Annotated in this window: 22 protein-coding genes; 14 read left to right on the forward strand and 8 right to left on the reverse strand. The window is 65.5% G+C overall.

The genetic code is table 11. The annotated features are described in order from the left end of the window. Positions 1-224: 224 nt before the first annotated feature. The 6 genes from BcanWU425_RS27140 (at position 225) to BcanWU425_RS27165 (ending at position 6570) form a co-directional block, all read left to right on the forward strand. Positions 225-1217, forward strand: a complete 993-nt coding sequence (locus tag BcanWU425_RS27140) for a tripartite tricarboxylate transporter substrate binding protein (RefSeq protein WP_018456881.1) — start codon at positions 225-227, stop codon at positions 1215-1217. A 174-nt stretch (positions 1218-1391) separates the two neighbouring features. Beyond that, positions 1392-1886, forward strand: a complete 495-nt coding sequence (locus BcanWU425_RS27145; RefSeq protein WP_007608177.1) for a tripartite tricarboxylate transporter TctB family protein — start codon at positions 1392-1394, stop codon at positions 1884-1886. A gap of 4 nt (positions 1887-1890) precedes the next feature. After that, the gene (locus BcanWU425_RS27150; RefSeq protein ID WP_018456882.1) at positions 1891-3405 is read left to right on the forward strand and encodes a tripartite tricarboxylate transporter permease; all 1515 of its coding nucleotides are present in this window, start codon (positions 1891-1893) and stop codon (positions 3403-3405) included. Positions 3406-3456: 51 nt separating this feature from the next. Beyond that, a complete protein-coding gene (gene meaB / locus BcanWU425_RS27155; RefSeq protein ID WP_018456883.1) occupies positions 3457-4446 on the forward strand; it encodes a methylmalonyl Co-A mutase-associated GTPase MeaB in 990 nt (329 codons plus the stop codon). Then, the gene (locus tag BcanWU425_RS27160) at positions 4443-5096 is read left to right on the forward strand and encodes a pyroglutamyl-peptidase I (RefSeq protein WP_018456884.1); all 654 of its coding nucleotides are present in this window, start codon (positions 4443-4445) and stop codon (positions 5094-5096) included. Before meaB ends, BcanWU425_RS27160 begins: the two co-directional genes overlap by 4 nt. A gap of 103 nt (positions 5097-5199) precedes the next feature. Continuing rightward, positions 5200-6570: a TIGR03808 family TAT-translocated repetitive protein gene (locus BcanWU425_RS27165; protein ID WP_204510678.1), complete on the forward strand. Its 1371-nt coding sequence runs from the start codon at positions 5200-5202 to the stop codon at positions 6568-6570. A 27-nt stretch (positions 6571-6597) separates the two neighbouring features. On the opposite strand, the gene BcanWU425_RS27170 is transcribed toward BcanWU425_RS27165, so the two are convergent. The 4 genes from BcanWU425_RS27170 to BcanWU425_RS27185 all read right to left on the reverse strand — a co-directional run bounded on the left by BcanWU425_RS27170 (position 6598) and on the right by BcanWU425_RS27185 (position 10736). Further along, the gene (locus BcanWU425_RS27170; RefSeq protein ID WP_204513910.1) at positions 6598-7239 is read right to left on the reverse strand and encodes a TIGR03809 family protein; all 642 of its coding nucleotides are present in this window, start codon (positions 7237-7239) and stop codon (positions 6598-6600) included. Between the two features lie 513 nt (positions 7240-7752). Continuing rightward, on the reverse strand, positions 7753-9459 hold the full coding sequence (locus BcanWU425_RS27175) for a S8 family serine peptidase (protein WP_204510677.1): 1707 nt from the start codon (positions 9457-9459) through the stop codon (positions 7753-7755). 15 nt (positions 9460-9474) lie between these two features. Continuing rightward, positions 9475-10170 (reverse strand): hypothetical protein, encoded by a 696-nt coding sequence (locus tag BcanWU425_RS27180; protein ID WP_026233260.1) that lies wholly within the window; start codon positions 10168-10170, stop codon positions 9475-9477. Then, positions 10167-10736 (reverse strand): sigma-70 family RNA polymerase sigma factor, encoded by a 570-nt coding sequence (locus BcanWU425_RS27185; protein WP_007593582.1) that lies wholly within the window; start codon positions 10734-10736, stop codon positions 10167-10169. Before BcanWU425_RS27185 ends, BcanWU425_RS27180 begins: the two co-directional genes overlap by 4 nt. Positions 10737-11169: 433 nt before the next feature. Here BcanWU425_RS27185 and BcanWU425_RS27190 point away from each other — a divergent pair, with 433 nt between their 5' ends. Further along, complete coding sequence (locus BcanWU425_RS27190; RefSeq protein ID WP_018456889.1) at positions 11170-12327, forward strand: GGDEF domain-containing protein; 1158 nt, start codon at positions 11170-11172, stop codon at positions 12325-12327. A gap of 63 nt (positions 12328-12390) precedes the next feature. Then, positions 12391-13494: a DUF2336 domain-containing protein gene (locus BcanWU425_RS27195; protein WP_026233261.1), complete on the forward strand. Its 1104-nt coding sequence runs from the start codon at positions 12391-12393 to the stop codon at positions 13492-13494. Between the two features lie 10 nt (positions 13495-13504). Here BcanWU425_RS27195 and BcanWU425_RS27200 read toward each other — a convergent pair whose 3' ends face one another. Next, positions 13505-14143 (reverse strand): NrsF family protein, encoded by a 639-nt coding sequence (locus BcanWU425_RS27200; RefSeq protein ID WP_018456891.1) that lies wholly within the window; start codon positions 14141-14143, stop codon positions 13505-13507. A gap of 2 nt (positions 14144-14145) precedes the next feature. Further along, positions 14146-14691 (reverse strand): sigma-70 family RNA polymerase sigma factor, encoded by a 546-nt coding sequence (locus tag BcanWU425_RS27205; RefSeq protein ID WP_085352255.1) that lies wholly within the window; start codon positions 14689-14691, stop codon positions 14146-14148. A 293-nt stretch (positions 14692-14984) separates the two neighbouring features. Here BcanWU425_RS27205 and BcanWU425_RS27210 point away from each other — a divergent pair, with 293 nt between their 5' ends. The 6 genes from BcanWU425_RS27210 to BcanWU425_RS27235 all read left to right on the forward strand — a co-directional run bounded on the left by BcanWU425_RS27210 (position 14985) and on the right by BcanWU425_RS27235 (position 20615). After that, a complete protein-coding gene (locus BcanWU425_RS27210) occupies positions 14985-15641 on the forward strand; it encodes a hypothetical protein (RefSeq protein WP_018456893.1) in 657 nt (218 codons plus the stop codon). 151 nt (positions 15642-15792) lie between these two features. Further along, on the forward strand, positions 15793-16572 hold the full coding sequence (locus BcanWU425_RS27215; protein ID WP_018456894.1) for an enoyl-CoA hydratase: 780 nt from the start codon (positions 15793-15795) through the stop codon (positions 16570-16572). A gap of 222 nt (positions 16573-16794) precedes the next feature. After that, the gene (locus BcanWU425_RS27220) at positions 16795-18192 is read left to right on the forward strand and encodes a TolC family outer membrane protein (RefSeq protein WP_204510676.1); all 1398 of its coding nucleotides are present in this window, start codon (positions 16795-16797) and stop codon (positions 18190-18192) included. Between the two features lie 24 nt (positions 18193-18216). Beyond that, on the forward strand, positions 18217-18774 hold the full coding sequence (locus BcanWU425_RS27225; protein ID WP_018456896.1) for a hypothetical protein: 558 nt from the start codon (positions 18217-18219) through the stop codon (positions 18772-18774). Between the two features lie 51 nt (positions 18775-18825). After that, entirely contained in the window at positions 18826-19839 is a 1014-nt protein-coding gene (locus BcanWU425_RS27230; RefSeq protein ID WP_204510675.1) for an amidohydrolase family protein, read from the forward strand. Between the two features lie 206 nt (positions 19840-20045). Continuing rightward, on the forward strand, positions 20046-20615 hold the full coding sequence (locus tag BcanWU425_RS27235) for a LysE family translocator (protein WP_231188709.1): 570 nt from the start codon (positions 20046-20048) through the stop codon (positions 20613-20615). A gap of 9 nt (positions 20616-20624) precedes the next feature. Here the strand turns inward: BcanWU425_RS27235 and BcanWU425_RS27240 are convergent, their stop codons facing one another. Both BcanWU425_RS27240 and BcanWU425_RS27245 read right to left on the reverse strand, forming a co-directional pair. Then, positions 20625-23741: an efflux RND transporter permease subunit gene (locus BcanWU425_RS27240; RefSeq protein WP_018456899.1), complete on the reverse strand. Its 3117-nt coding sequence runs from the start codon at positions 23739-23741 to the stop codon at positions 20625-20627. A 35-nt stretch (positions 23742-23776) separates the two neighbouring features. After that, positions 23777-25021, reverse strand: coding sequence for an efflux RND transporter periplasmic adaptor subunit (locus BcanWU425_RS27245; protein ID WP_085352249.1), 1245 nt, complete (start codon positions 25019-25021; stop codon positions 23777-23779). Positions 25022-25075 lie beyond the last annotated feature (54 nt).

The following is a 25075-nucleotide window of genomic DNA, read 5'->3' on the forward strand; positions in this document are numbered from 1 at the left end:
GTTCGCGGAATTGAAGCGGAGCCTGCTCAGATGGGCGCGGTGACGTTTGCGTCCTCAACCGAGGCGGGCAAGACTCCCGGCCTCGCCTTCCACTATTCCACGCATGAGGGCCGCGTTGCCCGCAGAGCGCTGGTAGCGCTACCTTGCAGCCGCGCTGCAAAGCCGACTAGAATGTCGCCATAGACAAGAGCGCCCGACGTCGTGGGCGCCGCTGGGAGGCATTGATGTCCAAGATTACGCGCCGCAGCTTTGCGGCTTCATCTGCCGCAGTCGCGGCATCCGCCGCATTCGGTCTCACACCCGTACGCGCGCAAGCCTATCCAGCGCGGCCCGTCACCGTGATCGTTCCCTGGGGCGCGGGCGGCGGCACTGACGCGACCGCGCGCATTGTCGCAGCGCTTCTGGAGAAGGATCTCGGCCAGCCCTTCAACGTGGTCAATCGCACCGGCGGCTCCGGCGTCGTCGGCCATACCGCGATCGCGACCGCGCAACCTGATGGCTACACCATCGGCATGCTCACCGTCGAAATCTCGATGATGCACTGGCAAGGGCTGACGGAGCTGGCGCCGAAGAGCTACACCCCGCTGGCGCTGATGAACGAAGACCCCCCGGGCATCCAGGTCTCCTCCTCCTCGCCCTACAAGACGGTGAAGGAGCTCGCGGAAGCCATCAAGGCGGCCCCTCCCGGCAAGTTCAAGGCCTCCGGCACCGGCCAGGGCGGCATTTGGCATCTGGCGCTGGTCGGCTGGATGCAGGCGATGGGCCTGCCTGCCAACCAGGTCGCCTGGGTGCCGTCCAACGGCGCCGCACCCGCGATGCAGGACCTCGCCGCCGGCGGCCTCGACCTCACCACCTGCTCGGTGCCGGAAGCCCGCGCCATCATCGAGGCCGGCAAGGCCAGGAGCCTTGCTATCATGGCGCCGGCGCGCAATCCCATCTTCAAGGACGTGCCGACGCTGAAGGAGGCGATGGGCATCGACTACGCGACCGGCGCCTGGCGCGGCATCGCCGGGCCGAAGAACCTGCCGCCGGAGATCGCAACGAAGCTCACCGCGGCGCTGCAGAAGGTCTACGACTCCGCCGAGTTCAAGGACTTCATGAGCAATCGCGGCTTCGGCACCGTGTGGGGCGATGCCGGCCAGTTCGCAAGCTTCATGGACAAGGGCGACGCCCAGATGGGCGAAGCGATGAAGGCGGCGGGTCTGAGCAAGGCGTGATCTTGTCACCTCTCCCCGCTTGCGGGGAGAGGTCGAATTTGAGCGCAGCCCAAATTCGGGTGAGGGGGAGTCTCTCCAAGTCCAGCTTTCACCGCCAACGCGGACGCAGCCCCGGACTCCACCCTCTCTCCGTAAGAACGGGGTGAGGGATAAGAAATCTCATAGGATCCTCCCATGCGCCTTCCCGACTCCGTCACGGGATCGTTTCTCGTCGTGCTCGGCACAGCAGCCGCCTATGGCGGCTGGCTGCTGCCGCCGGTGCCCGGGCAGCCGGTCGGCCCCAACGTATTTCCGCTCGTGATCGGCATTGGGCTTGCGCTGTGCGGGCTCGCGATCGTGTTCGGGATCGGTCACACCTTCGAAGAGGCGGAAGAGCTGATCCCGCTCGAGGATGGCCAGGCAGCGGCTGCCCCGCCGCCTCAGGGAAAGTTGTACGGCCTGCGCGCGCTGCTGCCGCCGGCGCTGTTGCTGTTCTACGTGGTCGCGGCCGACCGGCTCGGCTTCATCATCACCGCGGCGATCATGGTCTACGTCACCTCGACCGCGTTGGGGGCAAAGTGGAAGCTGGCGCTGCCGCTCGCAGCGCTGGCGCCGTTCGCCATCCACCTCATCTTCGGCAAGCTGCTGCGCGTGCCGCTTCCCGCCGGCCTGTTGCCGACACCCTGGTGACCCCATGCTGAAAACCCTGATTGAAGCGTTCGCACTGATCTCCACCTGGGAGGTCATCATCGCGATGTTCGCAGCCTCGGTGTACGGGCTCGTGATCGGCTCGCTGCCGGGCCTGTCGGCGACGATGGCAACCGCCCTGCTCGTCCCCGTCACCTTCTATCTCTCGCCGATCGCGGCGATTGCGACCATCGTGGCGGCCTCCTCGATGGCGATCTTCTCCGGCGACATCCCCGGTGCGCTGCTGCGCATCCCCGGCACGCCCGCCTCCGCCGCCTATGCCGACGAGGCTTACGCCATGACCCGGAAGGGACAGGCCGAGTTGGCGCTCGGGGCCGGCGTGTGGTTCTCGGCCGTGGGCGGCATCGCCGGCGTGCTGTCGCTGATGATTCTGGCGCCGCCGCTAGCCGAGATCGCGCTCTCGTTCTCGACCTTCGAGTATTTCTGGCTGGCGCTGCTCGGCCTGATGTGCGCGACGCTGGTGGCGCGCTCCTCGCCGGTGAAGGCGATCGCCGGCATGTTCCTCGGTCTGCTGGTCTCCTGCGTCGGCATCGAAAATCCCGGCGGCGTGCCGCGCTTCACCTTCGGCCTCACCGATCTGTTCGGCGGCATCGAGCCGATCCCCGCGCTGGTCGGCGTGTTCGCGGTCGCCCAGGTGATGCGCGCGATGCTGACGCCCGAGCCGCCGCCGCTGCCGCGGCGCAAATTCGGAAGCATCATGGCCGGTCAGTGGAAGCTGACCAAGAAATACCATTGGCAGATGACGCGCGGGAACATCGTCGGCATCATCATCGGCGTGCTGCCCGGAGCCGGCGCCGACATGGCCGCCTGGGTGTCCTATGCGATGTCGAAGCGCTTCTCCAAGGAACCGGAGAAATTCGGTACCGGCCATGTCGAGGGCCTGGTCGAGGCCGGCGCCAGCAACAATGCCAGCATCGCCTCGGGCTGGGTGCCATCATTACTGTTCGGCATTCCCGGCGACACCATCGCTGCGATCGCGATCGGCGTGCTCTACATGAAGGGGCTCAACCCCGGACCGACGCTGTTCACCGAGAAAGCGTCGAGCATGTACGCGATCTATCTGATGTTCATCATCGCGAACATTTTGATGATCCCGCTCGGCATCGCCATGATCCGGGTTGCCGCCTACATCCTGCTGGCACCGCGCTCCGCCATCATGCCCATCATCATGCTGTGCTGCGCAGTCGGCTCGTTCGCTATCGGCAACAACATGTTCGGCGTCGTCACCGTCGCCGCCTTCGGCGTGATCGGCTATGTCATGGAAGCCAACGGTTATCCCGTCGCCGCGATGGTGCTCGGCATCGTCATGGGCACCATGGTCGAGCAGGCCTTTGTCACTTCGCTGATCAAGTCGGACGGCAGCATTTTGCCGTTTTTCGAGCGCCCCGTGGCCGCGATCCTCGCCGCCATGGCGATCGGGGCGCTGCTGTGGCCGGTGATGGTCTGGGCGTGGCGAAAGCTGAAACCGGTGCGGACCGGAGTGGCGGCGACATCCCGGTGATATCGGGCGGGCGGCCCTCGCCTGCCCCACGCGGGCGTTGTAAAGCAGGGCATGGTTGAGAAAAAGCCTTCACTGGACATCAAATCCCTCGCCCATGACCTTCGCGCCGGCAGCCGCGCGGCGCTGGCGCGGGCCATCACGCTGGTCGAGAGCCGGCGCAGCGACCATCAGGCGCTGGCGCGCGAGCTGGTGCAGATGCTCTTGCCTGACACCGGCAGAGCGCTCCGCGTCGGCATCACCGGCTCGCCCGGCGTCGGCAAATCCACCACCATCGACGCGCTCGGCATCCATCTGATCGAACAGGGTCACAAGATCGCGGTGCTCGCAGTCGATCCGTCCTCAGCCCGCAGCGGCGGCTCGATCCTCGGCGACAAGACGCGGATGGCCCGGCTGTCGGCTTCCGACGATGCCTTCATCCGACCCTCGCCGTCCTCGGGCACGCTCGGCGGCGTCGCGGCCAAGACACGCGAGGCGATGCTGCTGTGCGAGGCGGCCGGCTTCGACGTCGTGCTGGTCGAGACCGTCGGCATCGGCCAGTCCGAGACCGCGGTCTGCGACATGACCGATTTCTTCCTGGCCTTGATGCTGCCAGGCGGCGGCGACGAATTGCAGGGCATCAAGAAGGGCCTGGTCGAGCTCGCCGACATGATCGCGATCAACAAGGCCGACGGCGACAATCTCAAGCGCGCCAACATCACCGCCGCCGATTATCGCGGCGCGCTGCATATCCTGACGCCACGCTCCGAGCACTGGCATCCGCCGGTCGAGACCTATTCGGCGCTGACCGGCGACGGCATCGCGAAGATCTGGCAAAAGGTCCTCGATCATCGCAAGGCCATGAACGCCTCCGGCGATTTCGCCGCGCGGCGGCGCGAGCAGCAGGTGAAGTGGATGTGGTCGATGCTGGAGCAGCGCATGCTGGCGCGGTTGCGCAGCGAGGCGTCGGTGCGGACCAAGGTCCGGAAGATCGAGACCGAGGTGGCCGACGGCCATCTCACGCCGGCGCTCGCCGCCGAAAAAATCCTGGAGTTGCTGCAATGAGCGACAAGCTCCGCGTTCTCCTCACCGCCTTCGGCCCGTTCCCCGGCGCGCCCTACAATCCGACCCAGCCGCTGGTCGCCCGGCTGGTGCAATTGCGCCGTCCCGCACTCGACGATGCCGCGATCTCCAGCCACATCTTCCCAGTCACCTATGCCGCGGTGGACCGGCAATTGCCGGAGGTGCTCGCGAAAGAGAAGCCCGACGCGCTGCTGATGTTCGGCCTCGCCGCACGCACGCCCTATCTGCGCATCGAGAGCCGCGCGCGCAACGCCGTCACCATGCTCTGGCCCGATGCCGCCAACACCCGCTCGAGCAAGCGCGGCATCGCCGGTAATGCGGACGCGCTGATTTTCGGCCCGCACACCGCAAGGCTGCTGCGCGCCGCCCGCCTCACCGGCATCGACGCGCGGCCCTCGCGCGACGCCGGCGCCTATCTCTGCAATTACCTGAGCTGGCGCGCGATCGAAAACGTCAGGGGCGGCGGGCCAAAGCTCGCCGCATTTATCCATATTCCCCTGCTCGCGCGCAGTGGCGCCGTGCGCCGCAAGGGCGCGCCGCGGATCACGCTGGAGGAACTGGTGGACGCCGGGGAAGCGATGCTGATGGAGATGGTACAGTTGGCGCGGAAGGCTCGGAACACGACTGTGTAAACATTTAACCCTACCGCGAACAATCCTCACGGCCCCAGCCGCGCGGTCCCGTTTTTGCGCTACCTAACCGCTGCGGACCCCCGCGTCCGCCGGAGGACGCGTCATGGACCTCAATCGCCGCCATCTCATTGGAGCATCGACCGCAGGCCTCGCCGGCGCGCTCGCGATACCAGCCGACGCCGCGCGTGCGGCGCCGCTGACGTCGCTGCTCGGCCGCGATGCCACGCAATATGGCGTGCGGCCCGGCAGCAGCGAGGATCAGACCCGCGCGCTCCAGCGTGCGATCGACGAGGCTGCGCGGGCGCAGATGCCGCTAGCGCTGCCACCCGGCATCTACCGCAGTGGGTTGCTACGCTTGCCAAATGGCGCGCAACTGATCGGCGTGCGCGGCGCGACAAAATTCGTCTTCACCGGCGGGGCCTCGGCGATCCAGAGCGACGGCTCCGATGCAATCGGCCTTTCCGGCATCACCTTCGACGGCGGCGGCATTCCGCTGCCGACGCGGCGCGGGCTGATCCAGATCCTCGGCGGACGCGACGTCCGCATCACCGATTGCGCGATCACCGGCTCCGGCGGCAGCGGCATCTGGCTCGAGCAGGTCTCCGGCGACATCTCGGGCAACATCTTTACCAACATCGCGGTGACGGCAGTGGTGTCGTTCGATGCCAGGGGTCTCAGCGTCTCCCACAACACCATCACCGGCACCAACGACAACGGCATCGAGATCCTGCGCACGGCCATCGGCGATGACGGCACGCTGGTCACCGATAACCGCATCGAGGACATCAAGGCCGGCCCCGGCGGCTCCGGCCAGTACGGCAACGCCATCAACACGTTCCGCGCCGGCAACGTCATCGTGCGCGGCAATCGCATCAAGAACTGCGATTACTCCGCCGTGCGCGGCAACTCGACCTCGAACATCCACATCACCGGCAACAGCGTTAGCGATGTGCGCGAGGTCGCGCTCTATTCGGAATTCGCTTTCGAGGCCGCGGTGATCGCCAACAACATTGTGGACGGCGCCGCGGTCGGCGTCTCCGTCTGCAATTTCAACGAAGGCGGCCGCATCGCCGTGGTCCAGGGCAACATCATCCGCAATCTGATCCCGAAGCGGCCGATCGGCACCGCGCCGGATGACGATGCCGGCATCGGCATCTACATCGAGGCGGATTCATCTGTCACCGGCAACGTGATCGAGAACGCGCCGTCCTACGGCATCGTCGCCGGCTGGGGCAAATATCTCCGCGACGTCGCGATCACGGGCAACGTGATCCGCAAGGCACTGGCCGGCGTCGGGGTGTCCGTCGTGCCCGGCGCCGGCACCGCGCTCGTCAACAACAACATGATCTCGGAAACCCCGCGCGGCGCCGTGGTCGGGCTCGATCATGCGCGCGCCGTGACGTCCGATCTGTCGGTGGACGGCGCCCAGCGGTTTGCGCAATTGGTGGTCGGCGGGAATGCGGTGCGGCGATAGCTGCCGCTGCTCGCCTCCTCCCGAACGCTAGAACGCGTTCCGCAGCAGTGGATACTTCGCTTCGAGCCCGTCGAGGCTGAAGGTGAACTCAACCAGGCGCTCGGGGGCTGCGACAATTTCGGCTGCCGGCGGAGAGAACTGCGGCAGAAGCGCCGCCATCGCAGCCAGCGCCTTGGGCGCTGCCGTCGCGGCCGGCACCTTGGGCCCCGTCATCGCGACGGGCGCGGTGGGCGGCGCCATGGCAGCCGGCACTTGGAGCGGTGCCATCGGGGCAGGCGCGGCGACCCGCGCGGCCGGGGCTTCGGAGATGTCGGCGAGACCGCCCGGCTTGGGATCGAGCCTGACCGGCACGGCGGTCTCCGGGACGATGTGCACGGCCTTCGGTTGCACTGTCTGCGCCTGCTGCTCGCGCGGAAACATGCGGGGCATGGTCGCCGGCGACCAGCCGAATGCGGGCGACACGCTCGCGGCCGCCGTGGCGACGTCAGCGCCGGTGGCAAGGGCGCGCCAGGTCTGGACGGCGAGCTTCGCTTCCTGGATGTTTTCGAGAAATGCGATCTCGGAGTGATAGCGGCGCCAGCGCCCGGTCTCGAACATCTCGGAGAGATGCACCAGCCGCTGCTCGGCGAGAGCGCACCAGCGTGCCGCAATGTCGCGGCCAATAGCCACGTCGCGAATAGCCTCTTGGCGATGTGTCATAAATCAGCCCGTCAGGAGAAAATACGGACGCGACGCAACGCAACGCACACGAATCAATTTAGACGCGACGTGAATATTTTGTGGAAAAGTTTTGACTTGTCCAGCAACGACGATGTTTTCGTCGCCAAACTCCGTAGTCGTGCGGAGATTCAAGCGGTTTTGGAGTCAAGCTTCGCACAAGCATAGCGCGCTTGCGGCGTGCCGGCGGAGCAGTGGCGATGAGTGAGCCACGATCTCTCAACCGGAAGCTGATCTCGCGCAGGCTTCGAGGGATTGGACGCCCAAAAAGAAAAGACCCGTCCGGGGGGACAACCGGACGGGTCGAGCCATATGGGCGCTTGGGGTGGATGGGCGCTCGCGCCTGATATGACTTATGGGGAGGGATAACCGCTCCCACATAATTTGGTCGTGGCAGCGGGCCGAACGTTCAATGCGGCGTTTGATTTTTCAACCTTCGCGCCGCGCGCAAAGTTGTCGGAGCCGCTATCGCGTCGCCGGCCTATCCGCCTGAGAAACCGTGGCTTTATCCTCGGTGCTCGACAACGAGGGTTGCTCTAATGCGCGGATGGCAGGCTCGTCGCGACGCTTCTCGATATCTTCACGTTTTGTTGTACCGGATGCGGCCGCGACCGGCGTCGCGCCGGCGGCGGGAACGGCCATGACCGCGGCAAACGCGTCGGCCTCGCCATCGCCGAACAGATCATCACGCCCGGGTGAACCGAGGTCACGCGCCGTCTTCGCCAGCGTCGTGCGCAGCGCTTCCGGCTTCAAGGCGGAGTTGCGCTCGAGCAGCAGCGCCGCGACGCCGGAGACATAGGCGGCCGAGAACGAGGTGCCCGACGTCATCTGGTATTTGCCGTCAGGCGCCGGCAGGAAGATATCGACGCCGGGGGCCGCGACCGCGATGTAGTTGCCACGGTTGGAGGCGGTGAACAGCCGGTCCTGCTGGTCGGTTGCGCTGACCGCGATCACGTTGGGATTGGCGGCCGGATAGAGCGGCGGCGACTTCGCGCCGGCATTGCCGGCGGCTGCGATCAGCACCAGGCCACGCGCGGCGGTCGCCGCGATGGCCCGCTCGATCACCGCGTCTTTGGGACCGGCAAAGCTCATGTTGACGATCTGCGCGCCGTGCTCGGCGGCATAGTTCAGAGAGCGCAGGATGATGTAGGACGAGCTCTCGGCCCCGCCGGTGGTGCCGCCGAAGGCGCGGATGGCGATGATGCGCGCCTCGGGCGCGCTGCCCATCAGCTTGGCATGCGCCACGATGGCGCCTGCAATGCCGGTGCCATGAATGTGCGGGCCTTCGGCGCTACCGAGCGCATCGAAATTGTCGGCAATGGAATTGGCAAGTTCCGGATGTCGGGCGTCGATGCCGGAGTCGATCACAGCAACCGTCACATTGGCGCCATGCGCGAGAGTATGTGCCTGCGGCAGGCGGAGCTTGGCCAGCGCATATTGCGCGGGATCTCCCTCGGTCGGCACCGACGATTTCTGGTCCTGAAGCAGGTAGCGGAAGTTCGGCTGGACCGAACGCACGCTGCCGTCGGCCGCGAATTCACGCCGCACCCTCGCGGAGGGCCGGCCGTCGGTGATGCGGAACAGTCCGAACGTCGCCCCGATCAGCGGAAAATTCTCGGAGGACACGCGCGTCAGGCCATGGCGACGCGCAAGCTCGTCGGCCTCGGTCGACGACAGCCCGCCATCGATCTCGGCGACGAATTCGTCGGCGAAGGTACGCAAATCCGCGGCGACGGGCGCGTTGTTGCCGCGCCGCTTTCCGGCGGTCTTCTTGCCCGATTTGCCCGAGCCATCGCCGCCTGCGTTCTGCTGCGCCAGGCATTCGCCGGCGGCGTCGCGATCGGGCGCGGTACAGGCGGGATAGAGGTTCGGGGAGTAGCGCGCATAAGGCAGCACCGGCGTCGGCCCCATCCGCGCCGAAATCCTCGTCGTCACGATCGGACCGGGACCGCGGCCGACGGCCACCGCTCTGGCTGCAACGCCCGGACTGACGCGTGCGGCGATGCCAGGAGAAATGGTCGGCATTCGGGAGGGGACGCTGATCGTCGGCGTGCGCATGATCGCCTGCGCCTGCGCAACCTCGACGCCGAGACAGGCGGCGAGCAAAAGCGCGGCTGCGACCGACGAAGCGCAGACCCCGGCTCTTACTCCACTTTCGGACTTGCGCGTCATCAGCTTGGAAGCGCCTTACGGCGCCGCGACGGCGAGGTTGACGAACTTCTCGCGCTGCATCTTGCCAAGCAGCGAGTTGAGTTCGTCACGGCTCATCGCCTTGTCGAACTGGAGGCGGAACATGCCGCCCTTGGCATCACCGATGATCGAAGCCTGGTAGCCGTCGAGCAATGCGGTGATGTCGGCGACGCGCGCCTCGGGCGTGAAGCGTACCAGCGCGCGCGCTGGCGGGACGGTCGTGCCGAGGTCGCGTGTGATCGGAGCGCTGGTCGAAAGCGAAGCAGTCTGGAAGGTCGCAGTCTGGGTCTGCGTCAACACCGCGCCGATGATTCCGGCTTGCAGCACGAGGGCCATGGCGCCAAGGCTCGCCGACCAGGCGAGAGTGCGCGGCGACAGGCTCGCAAAGAAGGTGGCGATGCGCGCCGACAGCGGCAGCGAACCGGCCGCCCGCGCGGGCTCGGCGTCGATCGCCGCGAACAGCTTCTGCATCGCGCGCGCCGACGGAGCACCCAGGCTCTCGTTCAGATGAATGGTCTCTTCATACTCGCCGCGGATCGCGGCATATTGCTTCGCGAGCTCGGGATCGCGCGCTAGCGCCTCGTCGACGCGGCGCGCATCGCGCGGGTTCAGCGTGCCGGCGGCGTGCCACGGCAGCAGCAGTTCAATTTCACCGGGCTCTTGCTCCAGCATCTTCTTGCTCAAAGCCATCATGGCCAGCCTCGCTCAATGCCGGCTGCCTTCAGCAGTTCGGCCAATTTCTTGCGCGCATAGAACAAGCGCGTCTTCACAGTGTTCTCCGGGATGCCAACGATTTCGGCCACCTCTTCCACGGATTTCTCGTGGTAGTAGACGAGATCGACGATTTCCCGATGATCCGGCGAGAGGCCCGTCAGACACTCCCGCAACGCTTCACTGGTATCCTTCTTCTGCACCGCCGTTTCCGGATTGTCGGACGTGTCCTCGATCGCGTTCGCGGCGTCGTCGTCCAACTCAAAATCCTTCCTGCGCCGAAGCGCAGACAGGGCCTTGAATCGGGTAATGGCCAGCAGCCAGGTGGAAACGGCGGATCGGCCCTCGAACTTGCCGGCTTGACGCCAGACGTCGAGAAATACCTCACTGATGAGGTCTTCCGCCGCCTGCTCGTCCCGCACGAGCCGAAGGCCGAACCGATACACCCTGACATGGTGCCGCCCGTACAGCACCTGCATGGCGAGCCGGTCGCCTTGAGCGATCCTGGCGATCAGGATCTCGTCCGAAGCCGCTTGTGTCACGCTCAAAGGCCGTCTCGCAAGATTGGTCGGGTCGATGCGGCAGACGGTTCGACGGGAGGGGTAAAATTGTTCAGCCTACCGCAGTCATACGGGAGGCTGTGTGATCTACCCCACATACGCGAAATTTCCTTTTGCCACCCGCGGCTGGGCGCCGCGCTCAAGAACGGTAACATAGTAATGAAGCACTTTCCTGAGCAATGCCGTCCAGCATAGAGGGGCCGACGTGCATGGAACCTTAGCAGCCTAGCACGACATATGTCTTCCGAAGCCCTGCTTTGGCTCGACCGCGTCGCACACGACGCCTCATGGCCGGCAAATTCCTCGGCCGCTCGACGTCCCCGCTCCTGCGCTGCACAGCGTGGATTCGGTTTCGAAGGATACCAAACCTAAAGGCTTGCCACGTAGATTTTTGGGCTGACATCCACCATTGGGCGGGACCATGAGCACGGCTGCGACGTCCTTTCCCGAGAGGAATGCCGCTGAGGCCGCGGATCTCGCCCTGACGACCGCGGCTGCGGCACCCGAGGTCCTGGCGCGCCGGATCCGGCAGCGGCGCCAGATGTATGTCGGCCAGGTGGCGAGCTACTCGCTCGGCGCCTCCGTCCTGCTGCTCTACGCCTATGACGGCGTCATCTCCATGGGCGTTCCGTCACTGTTCTGGCTCGGCGGCCTTCTGACCATCGGAACCTTCACCGTGCTGTCGGAAGCGGGCTTCGGCGACCGGTTCGAGGATCATTACCTCACCGTCTTCCAGATCTCGGCGCATATGTCGCTGCAGCTGCTGTTCCTGCTCGCGGTGCCGACAGTCGGAGTTGCGTTCCTTGCCGTGCTGTTTCTGATCTTCGCCTTCGGCACGCTTCGTATGACATCGAGCCAGGCGATGCTCACCTGGGGCCTCGCCACTTGCGGGCTCGCCTTGGTCTTCCTCGCCTCGGACTTGCCAATCGGACTGCCGGTTACGACCCAGCTGCAACGGGCCGCCTCGATGCTGTGCTTCGTGCTGGTGATTGGCCAGTGCGCCTTCCTCGGCCTGTTCGGCGCCACGCTGCGCAAGATCCTGTACCGGCGCAGCATCGAGCTGAAGGCCGCCTATCAGCGCATCGAGGAGCTGGCGGAGCTCGACGAACTCACCGGCTCCTACAACCGCCGCTGCATCATGCGGCTTCTCGACGCCGAGATCGAAAAATCGCGGCAGACATCGACCCCTTGCGCGATCGCACTCATCGATCTCGACTGGTTCAAGCGCATCAACGACGCCCATGGCCATCCCGTCGGCGACGAGGTGCTGCGCACCTTCGCAATCACCATTTTCGCCAACATCCGCCCGGCCGACTGCTTCGGCCGCTACGGCGGCGAGGAATTCTTGCTGCTGCTGCCGGGGACGGACGGCGATGCGGCATCGCGCACGCTCGATCGGCTGCGCGGCATCGTCGCCGATCTGGACTGGAGCGCATTCTCCCCGGGCATGCGCGTGACCATTTCCGCGGGCGTCGTGACGCTGCGCGACAACGATACCGCCGACACGTTTCTCGTGCGCGCCGATAGCGCGCTCTATTCCGCCAAGGCACAGGGGCGCAACCGCATTGCAACCAGCTGATCAATCCATTTTCTCCCGGCGCGACCGAAGCCGCTGCCGGGCCGAACCCGCCAGGACAGGGCAATGAGATCTAAATCCGCCAAATCATCCGAGAATCTGCTCGAGGAATTGCAAACCGCGCTCTCGCACGGCACCGTCGCGCACCGGGTCGAGACGCTGCGCCGCGTCACAGATCTCTTCGTGGGCAACGCCTCGGACTATTCCGACGACCACGTTCGTGTGTTCGATGACGTGTTCCAATGCCTGATCGAGCAGATCGAGACGTCCGCCAAGGCGCTGCTCGCCGACCGCCTCGCACCGATCGCGGCTGCGCCGCCGAAGATCATCCGCACGCTCGCGCTCGACGAGGTGATTGAGGTTTCCGGCCCGGTGCTGTCGAAATCCGAACGGCTGGACGAGGAGATCCTGATCGAGATCGCGCGCACCAGGGGTCAAGCCCATCTCAAGGCGATCTCGCTACGGCGGGTGCTGTCGGAAGCGCTGACCGACGTGCTGGTGACCCGCGGCGACGAGGACGTGGTGCAATCGACCGTCAGCAATCCGGGTGCGCAACTGTCGGAGGGAAGTCTCGCCGACCTCGTGACCCGCGCCGAGCGTGACGACGACCTCGCCAGTTGCATCGGCCTGCGGCCCGACTTGCCCCGCCATCATTATTTGAAGCTGGTCGCAAAGGCCTCCTTGGCCGTGCGCAGGAAGCTGGAGGCCGCGCACCCCGAGTTCGCGGACGACGTGTCCAGCGTGGTCCAGGAAGCGGCCCAGCGAATCCGCGCCGCCAGCATGACCAGGCAGACCGAGAGGGCGCGCGCGCTGGTGAAGTCGCTGCATGAGGACGGCCGCCTCACCGAGCTCCAGGTCGCCACCTTCGCGGAGCAGGGCAAGTTCGACGAGACCAATGCGGGGCTCGCGGCGCTTGCGGGCGTCGCAGTCGAGACCGCCGAGACCATGATGATCGAAAGCCGGATCGAGGGCGTGATGATCCTCGCCAAGGTCGCGGCCATGCAATGGTCGAGCGTCCGCGCCATCATTGCCCTGCGCGAGAAGCTCTCAGGCGGCTCGCAGACCGACATGCTGACGCTACGCGACGCTTACGAGGCGCTGCGCAGCTCGACCGCGCAGCAGGTGCTGCGCTTCCACCGCATGCAGCAGGGCGCGACGCCGGCGGCGTGAAGCCGGCGAGCTAGTAGCGTAGGACCCTCGCCCCCACGAGCGCGCCAATTGCCGCCACCAACGCGGTGGCGAGCGTGTACCAGGTCGCGACGAACAGCGGCGAGTCGTCGGTGCAGTGTGAAGCGTACAGCGTCGCGGCGAGCCCGGCCGACACCAGGCCGGCGAGAGCCCCGGCGAGCGCCGGATGGGACGGCGCGCCGTGACGCAGGCCGAACAGGGCCCCAGCAAGCAGCGGCAGCGACATCGCAGGGATTGCGAACAGGCATACCCTGGAATTCTTGCCCACCAGTCGCATCGTCATCGGCATGGCCGGCGCCATCATCGCCTCGCTGCCGATCGCCACCGCGAGCAGCCCGACCGGCAGCAGCAGTAGCCAGCCCCAGCCACGCAGCAAGGCCTCGGGACGCGACAGATGCAGGCTGACGATGATCGCCGGGATCGCGAGCGACAGCGTGACCGCGAACTTCATGTCGAAGAACGGGTTGTGCATCGCGCTCATCACGTCGTGACGCACACCGAGAAAGGTGGCGAAGATCAGGATCGACAGCGGCGCAGCGACCAGCAGCGCCATGGTCAGCACCGCGCCGACGCGCGGCGGACGATGGGCGTTGTCGGCCGCGAGCGAGCGAATGAGTTGATCGGTGTCCATGACTACTGGTCCCGCAGTTTGGCAGTCAGCGCGGCAAGTCCGCGATGTAGCGCGACCCGCACCGCGCCCTCGCTCATCGAATATTTCACCGCCGTGTCCTTGATCGACGTGCTGTCGACCGCGATCGACTGCAACACGTCGCGCTGGCGCTGCGGCAGCGTATTGAGCTGGCTGGCGACTTCGCCGGCCGAGACCGTCTCCTGCGGCGCCTCGCCCGGCAGGGTCTCGGCGAAATCGTCGATGTTGACGAAGATCCGCCTGCCCCGTCGCCGCAGCATGTCGATCAGCTTGTTGCGGCCGATCGCAAACAGCCACGGGGCGAAGGGGGCTTCGCTGTCCCAAGTGTGCCGCTTCAGATGCACCGCCAACAAAATCTCCTGCACGATATCCTCGGCCTGGTCGGGAGGCTGCCCGGCCCGAGCCAGGCCGCGCCTCGCGGCAGCGCGCAGCACAGGCGTGACCGCCTTCAACAGGCGATGATACGCCGCGTCATCGCCTGCCATGGCCGACCGCATCAGGCCGGTCCACTCGTCCTCACGTCCGCGCACGCGCGCCCCTCACCATGCAATTCGGCCGCTCTTTCAGTTTGTTACGCTGGCATCAGCCAGATCACGAATTCGTGATCTTGCTTGGCCACGCGACCGATGCGGCCGTCAGGATCTGCGACGGCTCATAACACCGATCGGTCCAGTCCGCACCCCGCGGCCGGCTGCGAAGGCAGCGGTTTTGCCGCGCTTTTGCCCGGTGTGGCCCGAAGATTCCCATTTTCTGCCCCGCTGTGGTCACGCCCCAGGGTCTCTGTTCAGTCCCGGGACGGGCGGAATTTGGGGAGATCGTCAACATGATGAAAGCCAGCGGGCGCGCGGCCCTGATTCTCCTGGCCGGGCTTTTCTTGCTGTTCGGGGGCGTTGCACAGGCGGCGCCGAATTCAGCCGCAAGCAGCAAGTCGGACAGCGCGGGCAAACAGGCCGACACGGTCAAGCCGACCAAGCAGCGGCATCACACGTCGCGTCACCGCGACAACACCAAGACGGCAGAAAAATCCGACGACAAGGCCGACAAGAAGGACGCCGCGGCAACGGCCGATGAGACGAAGGCCGACAATCGTGACGCGCCGACCTCGAGCCAGATGCCGCCGGAAATCGCCAACGCCAACGCGCAACTCGCCGCCGCCGATACGCCGACCGCGGCTGCCGCTTCCGCAATGACGGGCCGGGCCAACGACAACGTCCAGGCCGCGGCCGATAATACCGCCGCCCCGAACGCCGAGAGCCAGGTCGTCGCACCCGATCAGCTCAACGACATCGACCGCGCCCTGCAACAGGACAACACGCCGGCGCAGAGGGCGGTGATCGACGCGCAGCCGCGTCCGGCGCCGGTGATGGCAAGCAGCCAGCAGAGCTCGGCCTGGGACCAGAGCTCCCTGATCGGAAAAATCTTCATCGGCGTCGGCACGCTGCTGACGCTGGCCTCCGCCGCGCGTATGTTCATGGCGTGATTTTGGCCTGATCGCCGGCCCGCGGGACCTGGTCCGGAACGCGCATCTGGCCGCGTGTTCCGGCCGTCCTCGCGCCGATGGCTTTGCGGCCTCTTGAAGCCCACCGCGCGAGCGGGCACATTGCCCGCTCAACCAAAAGCGTGGGTGGAGCATGAGCACGTTCGAACACATCATCGTCGAAAGCAAAGGCGCGGTCGGCATCATCAAGCTGAACCGGCCGAAGCTGCTCAACGCGCTCTCCTTCGGCGTCTTCCGCGAGATCGCCGCGGCCGTCGACGATCTCGAAGCCGATAACGCCATCGGCTGCATCGTCGTGACCGGCAGCGAGAAGGCGTTTGCTGCCGGCGCCGACATCAAGGAGATGCAGCCGAAAGGCTTCATCGACATGTTCTCGGAGGATTTTGCCGCGATCGGCGGCGATCGGGTCGCGCGCTGCCGCAAGCCGACGATCGCCGCGGTCGCAGGCTATGCGCTCGGCGGCGGCTGCGAGCTCGCGATGATGTGCGACTTCATCATCGCCGCCGACACCGCCAAATTTGGTCAACCCGAAATCACGCTCGGCACCATCCCCGGCATCGGCGGCACCCAGCGCCTGACCCGTGCGATCGGCAAGTCCAAGGCGATGGACCTTTGCCTCACCGGCCGCATGATGGATGCGGCCGAAGCCGAGCGCAGCGGCCTGGTCAGCCGCATCGTTCCCGCCGACAAGCTGATGGACGAGGTGATGGCCGCGGCCGAGAAGATCGCCGCGATGTCGCGGCCCGCGGTCGCGATGGCCAAGGAAGCGGTCAACCGCGCCTTCGAGACCACGCTCGCCGAGGGCATGAGCGTCGAGCGCAACCTGTTCCACTCGACCTTCGCACTGGAGGACCGCTCCGAGGGCATGGCGGCGTTCATCGAGAAGCGGAAGCCGGTGAACAAGAACAGGTAAAGGCAGGCGAGCGGTCAGCCTGGTGTAAGGCTCTGCCGCTTTCCCGCAGAATCCCTGTGACGTGCCTGCAACAAGCACGGAATACATGGGGGTTTCCCCCGCGGCAGTTTGCCTGCGGGACCTCGGCTGGTTAAACAGCTAAGAGAGCCGCCGTCGGCGGGGGCGGACAGCCGGGATTTGCGGGATTACATGATTGGGCGTGCCGCCAGAGCTGGTCGCGTGATGACGCGGCATCGATCGGGCGTGGCTCCTGTGCTCGCGACATGGACCACGCTGGCGCTGTGTTGCGCCCTGCCCTCGGCCGCACGGGCGGAAGCGCTGCCGGAGGCGCTCGCCAAGGCCTACCAGACCAATCCGCAACTCAATGCCGAGCGTGCGCGGCAGCGCGCCACCGACGAGAACGTGCCGCAGGCGCTCGCCGGCTACCGGCCACAGATCGTGGCAAGCCTCAGCGCCGGGTTGCAGTCGGTGCGCAACCTGCTGCCCGACAACACCATCCAGACCGCCAATCTGAAGCCATGGATCATCGGCGTCACCGTGTCGCAGACCCTGTTCAACGGTTTCCGCACCGCCAACAACGTGCGCGCCGCCGAACTCCAGGTGCAGTCTGGCCGCGAGGCGCTGCGCAACGTCGGCCAGGGTGTGCTGCTCGACGCGGTCACCGCCTACACCAATGTCCTCGCCAACCAGTCGCTGGTCGAGGCGCAGCGCTCCAACGTCGCCTTCCTGCGCGAAACGCTCTCGGTCACCCAGCGGCGCCTCAACGCCGGCGACGTCACGCCGACCGACAGCGCCCAGGCCGAGGCGCGGCTCAACCGCGGGCTTTCCGATCTCAACGCCGCGGAAGTCGCGCTGGCGGTGAGCCAGGCGATCTACGCGCAGGTGATCGGCAATGCGCCGTCGCAGCTTCGGGCCGCCGAAGTCGTCGACCGCTATCTGCCGAAGAGCCGCGAAGACGCGCTGACGATGGCGATCCGCCAGCACCCAGCGGTGATGGCGGCGGGCTTCGACGTCGATGTCGCCTCCACCAACATCCGCGTCGCCGAAGGCGCGCTGCTGCCGAGCGCCAGCGTCCAGGGCAGCGCCAGCAAGAGCCGCAACAACGACCCGACGCTCGGCACCTTCGCCGAAGATCAGGCCTCGATCGTCGCCAATGTCACCGTGCCGATCTACGACGGCGGCCAGGCCGCCGCACAGACCCGGCAGGCCAAGGAAATCAGGGCGCAGAGCCGGCTCGTGCTCGATCAGGTGCGCAACCAGGCGCGCACGGCGGCGGTCAGCGCCTGGGTTGCCAATGAAGGCGCCAAGATCGCGGTCTCGGCTTCGGAGTCCGAAGTGAAGGCGGCGACCGTCGCGCTCCAGGGCGTGCAGCGCGAGGCCGCCGGCGGACAGCGCACGACGGTGGATGTGCTGAACTCGCAGGCCGATCTGATCCAGGCCAAGGCCCGCCTGATCGGCGCCAATCGCGACCGCGTGATCGCTTCCTACACGCTGCTCAGCGCCGTCGGCCATCTCGACGTCAAGACCTTGAGCCTGAACACGCCGGACTATCTGCCCGAGGTGCACTACCAGCAGGTCCGCGACGCCTGGCACGGCCTGCGCACGCCATCGGGGCAGTAGTTTCAATCGTCTGGCTTGGTGCCGATGAAAAGCCGCCGCATCCATCTGATGGGAGCCTCCGGCTCCGGCGTGACGACGATCGGCCGCGCGCTCGCGAGCCGGCTTGCGCTGCCGCATCACGACAGCGATGATTATTTCTGGCTGCCGACGGCGCCGCCCTACCAGACCACGCGCCCCGCTGCCGAGCGTCTGCGCCTGATGCGCGAGATGTTTCTGCCGCGGCTCGATTGGGTGCTGAGCGGAACGGTCACCGGCTGGGGCGACGAGTTCATCCCATTCTTCGATCTCGTCGTCTTTGTGACGACGCCGCGCGAGCTTCGCTTGCAGCGCCTGCGTGACCGCGAGGCTACGCATTTCGGAGCGGATGCCGTCGCACAGGGCGGCTGGCGTCATGAGGAGGCGGAGTCGTTCGTCGACTGGGCCTCGCACTACGAAGCCGGCGATCGCGAGGGTCGCAGTCTCGCAAGAGATGAGGCGTGGCTCGCGAAGCTGCCCTGCCCGGTCGTGCGCGTCGACGGCTCACGCCTGCTTGCGGACCTCGTCGAGCAGCTATGCAGCGAAGCGCAGCGGCTGCCGGGCTGATGTGATACTGTCACGATGCCACTGCCAAATAATAATACAGGGAGAGAAACCATGCTCAGCCGACGCAGCGTCCTGCTTGCCTCCCTTGCCGCCGGAGTTGCCATGTCGAACAAAGCCCACGCACGTGCCGCGCAGCCCGCCACTCCGGTCAATTTCGACGTCCCGGCCCATGCCTGCGACTGTCACACCCACATCCATGGCGATGTCGAAAAATTTCCGTTCTTCGCGGGCCGCGTCTACACGCCGGAACCGGCTTCGCCGGAGGAGATGGCCGCGCTGCACAAGGCGCTGCATATCGAGCGCGTGGTGATCGTGACGCCGAGCGTCTACGGCACCGACAACTCGTCGACGCTGTTCGGCATGAAAGCGCGTGGCGCGGCCGCGCGCGGGGTGGCCGTGATCGACGACAAAACGACCGAGGCCCAGCTTGACACGATGCAGGCAGACGGCTTTCGCGGTGTCCGCCTCAATCTCGCGACCGGCGGCGTCAACGACCCCAATGTCGGCCGGCCGCGCTTCACCGCCGCAGTCGAGCGCATGAAGGCGCGCGGTTGGCACGTGCAGCTCTACACGACGCTTCCCATGATCTCGGCGATCAAGGACCTCGTCGAGACGGCGCCAGTACCCGTTGTATTCGACCATTTCGGCGGCCTTGAGGCCTCGCTTGGGCTGGAGCAGCCGGGATTTTCCGACCTGGTCGCGCTGGTGAAATCCGGCAAGGCCTATGTCAAGATTTCCGGCGCCTATCGCTCCTCGAAGCTCGCGCCCGATTATCAGGACATGGTGCCCTATGCCCGCGCACTGATCGCGGCGAATGCGGACCGCATCGTCTGGGGCACGGACTGGCCGCATCCGGATTCGAGCCGTGTCGAGGGACGCAAAGCCACCGACATCGCGCCGCTCTACCAGATCGACGACGGCCGCCTGCTCAACCAGCTTCCGGTGTGGGCGCCGGATGCAGATGTGCGCAAGAAGATCCTGGTCGACAACCCGGCGCAACTCTACGGGTTCGGAGTCGCGCCAAGCGCAATTCGGTTCAACGACCGCGACACGGTTCCACAATGAGGCGTGGAACTGTTGTCGCGAAGGCACAAACTCGTTGGACTCACACGAACGTGTTTGTGCTCTCGTCCGTTTCTCACCCTTCTGGTTGAGGCGGCGATTCTTTTTCGGGGCTACGCACACGCACAGATTTCATTTGTTCGTGCGGGTGCATGCCTTTATCGCATTATCTTGCCGCGCTTTTTTCCGGCATTGGAATTGGTTTCACCGTGGCCGCCCCCATCGGACCGATGGGCATGCTGTGCATACAGCGCACATTGGCATCCGGCATGGCCACGGGCCTCGCAACCGGCTTCGGCGCCGCGACCGTGCATCTCACCTACAGCGCTCTCGCGGTTTTAGGACTGGGCTCGCTGGCACAGCCCCGGGTCGAGGCCAATGCCGCCGGCTTCGGCACCGTCTCGGCGCTCACGCTGCTGTGGTTCGCGATCCGGACCCATCGCGGCTCGGTCGCGCTCCAGACGACCGACGTCGTCGACAACGTGCATCTGGCGCGGGCCTATCTCAGCGCCATCGCGCTTGGGTTCACCAATCCGCTGACCGTCATCCTGTTTCTGGCTGCGCTGCACGCCTTTTCAATGCAGACCGCGGCAGCCCCGCTGATCGCCGGTGTCTTCGTCGGTTCCGCGATCTGGTGGACCGTGCTCAGCACGATCGTGGCAATGGCGCGGTCACGGCTGACGCCGCGCATGCTGTCGATGAGCAGTCGGTTGGCCAGCTTGATGCTGCTGGGCCTCGGCACCATGATGCTGGTGCGGATCGCGCAGCGGATGCTGTGATTGGCGGCGTCAGCGTGCGCGGCGGGAGAAGAAGGAGATCAACACCGGCAGCGTCACCAGGATCACGATAGGGGCGAGCATCATGCCTGTCACCACGACGACCGCAAGCGGCTTCTGCACCTGCGAGCCGATGCCTTCCGACAGCGCGGCCGGCAACAGGCCGATGCCGGCGACGACGCAGGTCATCAGCACCGGCCGAAGCTGCAATTCGCCGGTGCGTATCACCGCGGTCATGCGGTCCATGCCCTCTTCGATGAGTTGGTTGAACTGCGACAGGATGATGATGCCGTCCATCACGGCGATGCCGAACAGCGCGATGAAGCCGATCGCCGCCGAGACACTGAAGGCGGTACCTGTGATCAAGAGACCGAGCACGCCGCCGAAGATGGCCATCGGAATCACGCTCATGGCGAGCAGCGTGTCGGTCATCGAGCCGAAATTGAACCAGAGCAGGACGCCGATCAGCGCCAGCGAGATCGGCACCACGATCGACAATCGCCGGATCGCGTCCTGGAGATTGCCGAATTCGCCGACCCAGTCCATGTGCGCGCCGGGCGGCAGTTGCACCTGAGCGGCGATCTTCTGCTGCGCCTCGCGGATGGCGCTGCCGAGGTCGCGTTCACGTACCGAGAACTTGATCGGCAGATAGCGCTCCTGCTGCTCGCGATAAATGTAGGCCGCACCCGAGACGAGGCTGATGGTGGCGACCTCGCTCAGGGGGATCTGCGTGACGGTGCCGTTCGGTCCGGGCGCACCGATCCGCAAATTCTGGATCGCCTCGGCGCTCCTGCGGAATTCCGGCGCAAGACGAACGATGATCGGGAAGTGGCGGTCGCTTCCTGCCTCGTAGATGTCACCGGCGGTGTCGCCGCCGATCGCGACCTTGATGGTGGCGTTGATGTCGCCCGGCGCGAGGCCATAGCGCGCGGCCTTGGCACGGTTGATATCGATCTGGATGGTCGGCTGCCCCAGTGAGGTGAACACGGCAAGATCGGTGACGCCCTGCACGGTTGATAGCACCGACTTGATCTTGTTGGCGGTGTCGGTCAGCGCCTGGAGATCGCTGCCGAACAGCTTGATCGAGTTCTCGCCCTTCACGCCGGAAACGGCTTCGGAGACATTGTCCTGGAGATATTGCGAGAAGTTGAACTCGACGCCGGGGAAGCGATCGTCAAGCTGCTTGAGCAGTTGCGCGGTCAGCTCTTCCTTGTCGCGGGTGCCGGGCCATTGGCTGGCGGGCTTGAGGGGCGCGAAGAACTCGGCGTTGAAGAAGCCGGCGGCGTCGGTGCCGTCATCGGGGCGGCCGTGCTGCGACACCACGGATTCCACTTCAGGCCGCGCGCGGATCACCTTGCGCATTTCGTTGACGTAGGAGTTGCCTTCCTGAAGCGAGATGGTCGGCGGCAGCGTGGCGCGGATCCAGAGATTGCCCTCCTCCAGCTTCGGCAGGAATTCGAGGCCAAGCAAGCGGCTGAGCGCAACCGTCATCAGTACGAGGCCGAACGCGCCACCGAGCATGATGCCGCGGTTGGCGACCGCCCAATGCAGCACCGGCATGTAGATCCGATGCAGGATCAGCATCACCCTGGTCTCGGTCTCATGAACATGCGCCGGCAGAATGATCGCCGACAGCGCAGGAGTGACGGTGAACGTCGCAAGCAGACCGCCGGCCAGCGCGTAGGCATAGGTCCGGGCCATCGGTCCGAAGATGTTGCCCTCGACGCCGGAGAGCGTGAACAGCGGCAGGAAGGCCGCGATGATGATGGCCGCGGCGAAGAAGATCGAACGAGAGACATCGGCCGCCGCGCTGAGGATGGCGTGGCTTTTCATGCCGAACAGCGTCTCGGACGACATCTGCTCGGATTCCGACATCGGCGTCGTCTGCGTCAGGCGCCGGAAGATCGCCTCCACCATGATGACGGTGGCATCGACGATCAGGCCGAAATCGATCGCGCCGACCGACAACAGGTTCGCCGATTCCCCCCGTAGCACCAGGATGATCACCGCGAAGAACAGCGCGAACGGAATGGTGGCGCCGACGATCAGCGCACTGCGGAGATCGCCGAGGAATATCCACTGCAGCAACACGATCAGCAGAATTCCGATCACCATGTTGTGGAGCACAGTGTGGGTCGTGAGGTCGATCAGGTCGCCGCGGTCATAGATGCGCTCGATGCGCACGCCGGGCGGCAGGATGCTGGAGTCGTTGATGGTTTGAACGAGTTGGTGGACGCGCTTGATGGTTGGCGAGCTCTGCTCGCCGCGGCGCATCAGGACGATGCCTTGCACGATGTCGTCGGACTCATCGAGGCCGGCGATGCCGAGACGGGGCTTCTGGCCGACGGTGACGGTGGCGACGTCCTTGACCAGCACCGGATTGCCGTTGGTCTGCGAGACCATGGTGTTGGCGAGGTCGTCGATCGAGCGGATCAGGCCGACGCCGCGCACCACGGCCGATTGCTGACCGATATTGACGGTGTTGCCGCCGACATTGACGTTGGAATTGCCGACCGCCTGGAGCAATTGCGGCAGCGTCAGGCCGTTGGCGACCAGCTTGTTGAAGTCGACCTGGAGCTCGTAGGTCTTGCTCTTGCCGCCCCATCCGGTGACGTCGATCACGCCGGGCACGGCACGGAAGCGCCGCTGGAGAATCCAGTCCTGGATGGTCTTGAGGTCGAGCACGCTGTAGTTCGGCGGGCCGACGAGACGGTAGCGGAAGATTTCGCCAATTGGACTGAGCGGCGAGATCTGCGGCTGCACATTGCCGGGCAGCGGCGCGAGCTGCGCCAGGCGGTTCAAGACCTGCTGCAACGCCTCGTCATAGGTGTAGGCGAAAGAGAACTGCAGTTTGACGTCGGAAAGCCCGTAGAGCGAGATGGTGCGAATGGTCGTCACGTTCTTCAGACCCGCGACCTGGGTCTCGATCGGAATGGTGATGTAGCGCTCGATCTCCTCCGCCGACAGGCCCGGGCTCTGCGTCACGATGTCGACCATCGGCGGAGTCGGATCGGGGTAAGCCTCGATGTTGAGCTGGTTGAACGCGATCAGGCCGCCGATGAGGACGGCGACGAACATCCCGACCATCAGGAAGCGCCGGTTGACGGCAAGGGCGACGAGGCGATCCATTCAGGTCTTCAGCTTGTCTTTTCCCGGCCCGTCGATCAGCTGCCGGACGCGGCGCGGTCGATGAACAGGCTGCCTTTGGTGACCACCTGCTCGCCGGGCTTGAGATTGCTGGTGACCTCGACGAGATTGCCATTGATGAGACCGATCTTGATCTCGCGCAGCTCGACCGACTTGTCCTCGCGTGCCACCCAGAGGCGGACCTTGTCGGCTTCGTAGATCAAGGCCTGCTTCGGTACCGCCGGCGCGGCGCGGTCGCCGGACGAATAGATCGTTACGTTGGCGAACATCTCCGGCTTCAGCAGACCGTCCTTGTTGTCGATGGTGGCGCGGACCAGCAGGCGACGGGTGTTCGGATCGATCGCGGCGGCGACGTAGTTGACCTTGGCGGTCAAGGGGCGGCCTGGCAGCGCCATCACGTTGACGCTGATGTCCTGCCCGACGCACACGGCAGCCGCATCGCTCTCGCGCACGAAGGCGGTGAGCCAGACGGTGGAGAGATCGCCGACCACGAAGACCGGATCGCTGGCGCCCGAATTGACGTACTGGCCGGGGCCAATTTTACGCTGCACGACCGTGCCTGCGATTGGCGAATAGATCGTGACTTCCGGATTGATGACGCCTTTGTCCTGGAACGCCTTGATGGTCTCGTCGGTGAAGCCGAGGATCCGCAGCTTGTTGCGCGCGGCTTCCAGCGCTGTCGCCGAGGAGCGCATGTCGTTCTGCGCTTGAACCTGGGTCGCTTCCGCCTGCTGATAGTCCTTCAGTGGGATGGCATGGCCCTCGTAGAGGTCCTTGGCGCGCTTGAACTGGATATCGGCAAGATCGATCGCCGACTTGGCCTTGTTCTGCGAGCTCATCGCTGCAATGAAATCGTTCTGGGCCTGCACGGTGTCGGCGGCCTCGATCGTGAACAGCGGTTGGCCTTGCTTCAGCACCTCGCCTGGCTTGGCGAGCAGCTTGGTCACCCGGCCTGCATAGGGTGAAAACACCGGCGTCGAACGGTCCTCGTCGACTGCGACCTTGCCCTCGGTGACATACTCGGCGCGGAAGGTCTTGGCCTTGACCGGCTCGATCGTCAGCGTCGCCCATTCCGACGGCGTCGGCGTGAAGTTCTGCGCATTTCTGCGCGATTGGCTGGAGATCTCGGAGTGGCTCTTCTCCTTGGCTCCCGCATAGAGGAAGCCGTAGGCCCCGGCACCGGCAAGAGCTAGTAAAACTACGGATGTAATTACCCGTTGTTTTGTAAGCACCTGCAATCGCTTGGTATTTTCAACTACCATGGGGCCCGGTCATGTCTGCGATGATACCGGCGGATGCCTGCGTCATCGGTCGCG

The sequence above is a fragment of the Bradyrhizobium sp. WU425 genome, assembly GCF_021052305.1.
Classification (GTDB): domain Bacteria; phylum Pseudomonadota; class Alphaproteobacteria; order Rhizobiales; family Xanthobacteraceae; genus Bradyrhizobium; species Bradyrhizobium canariense_D.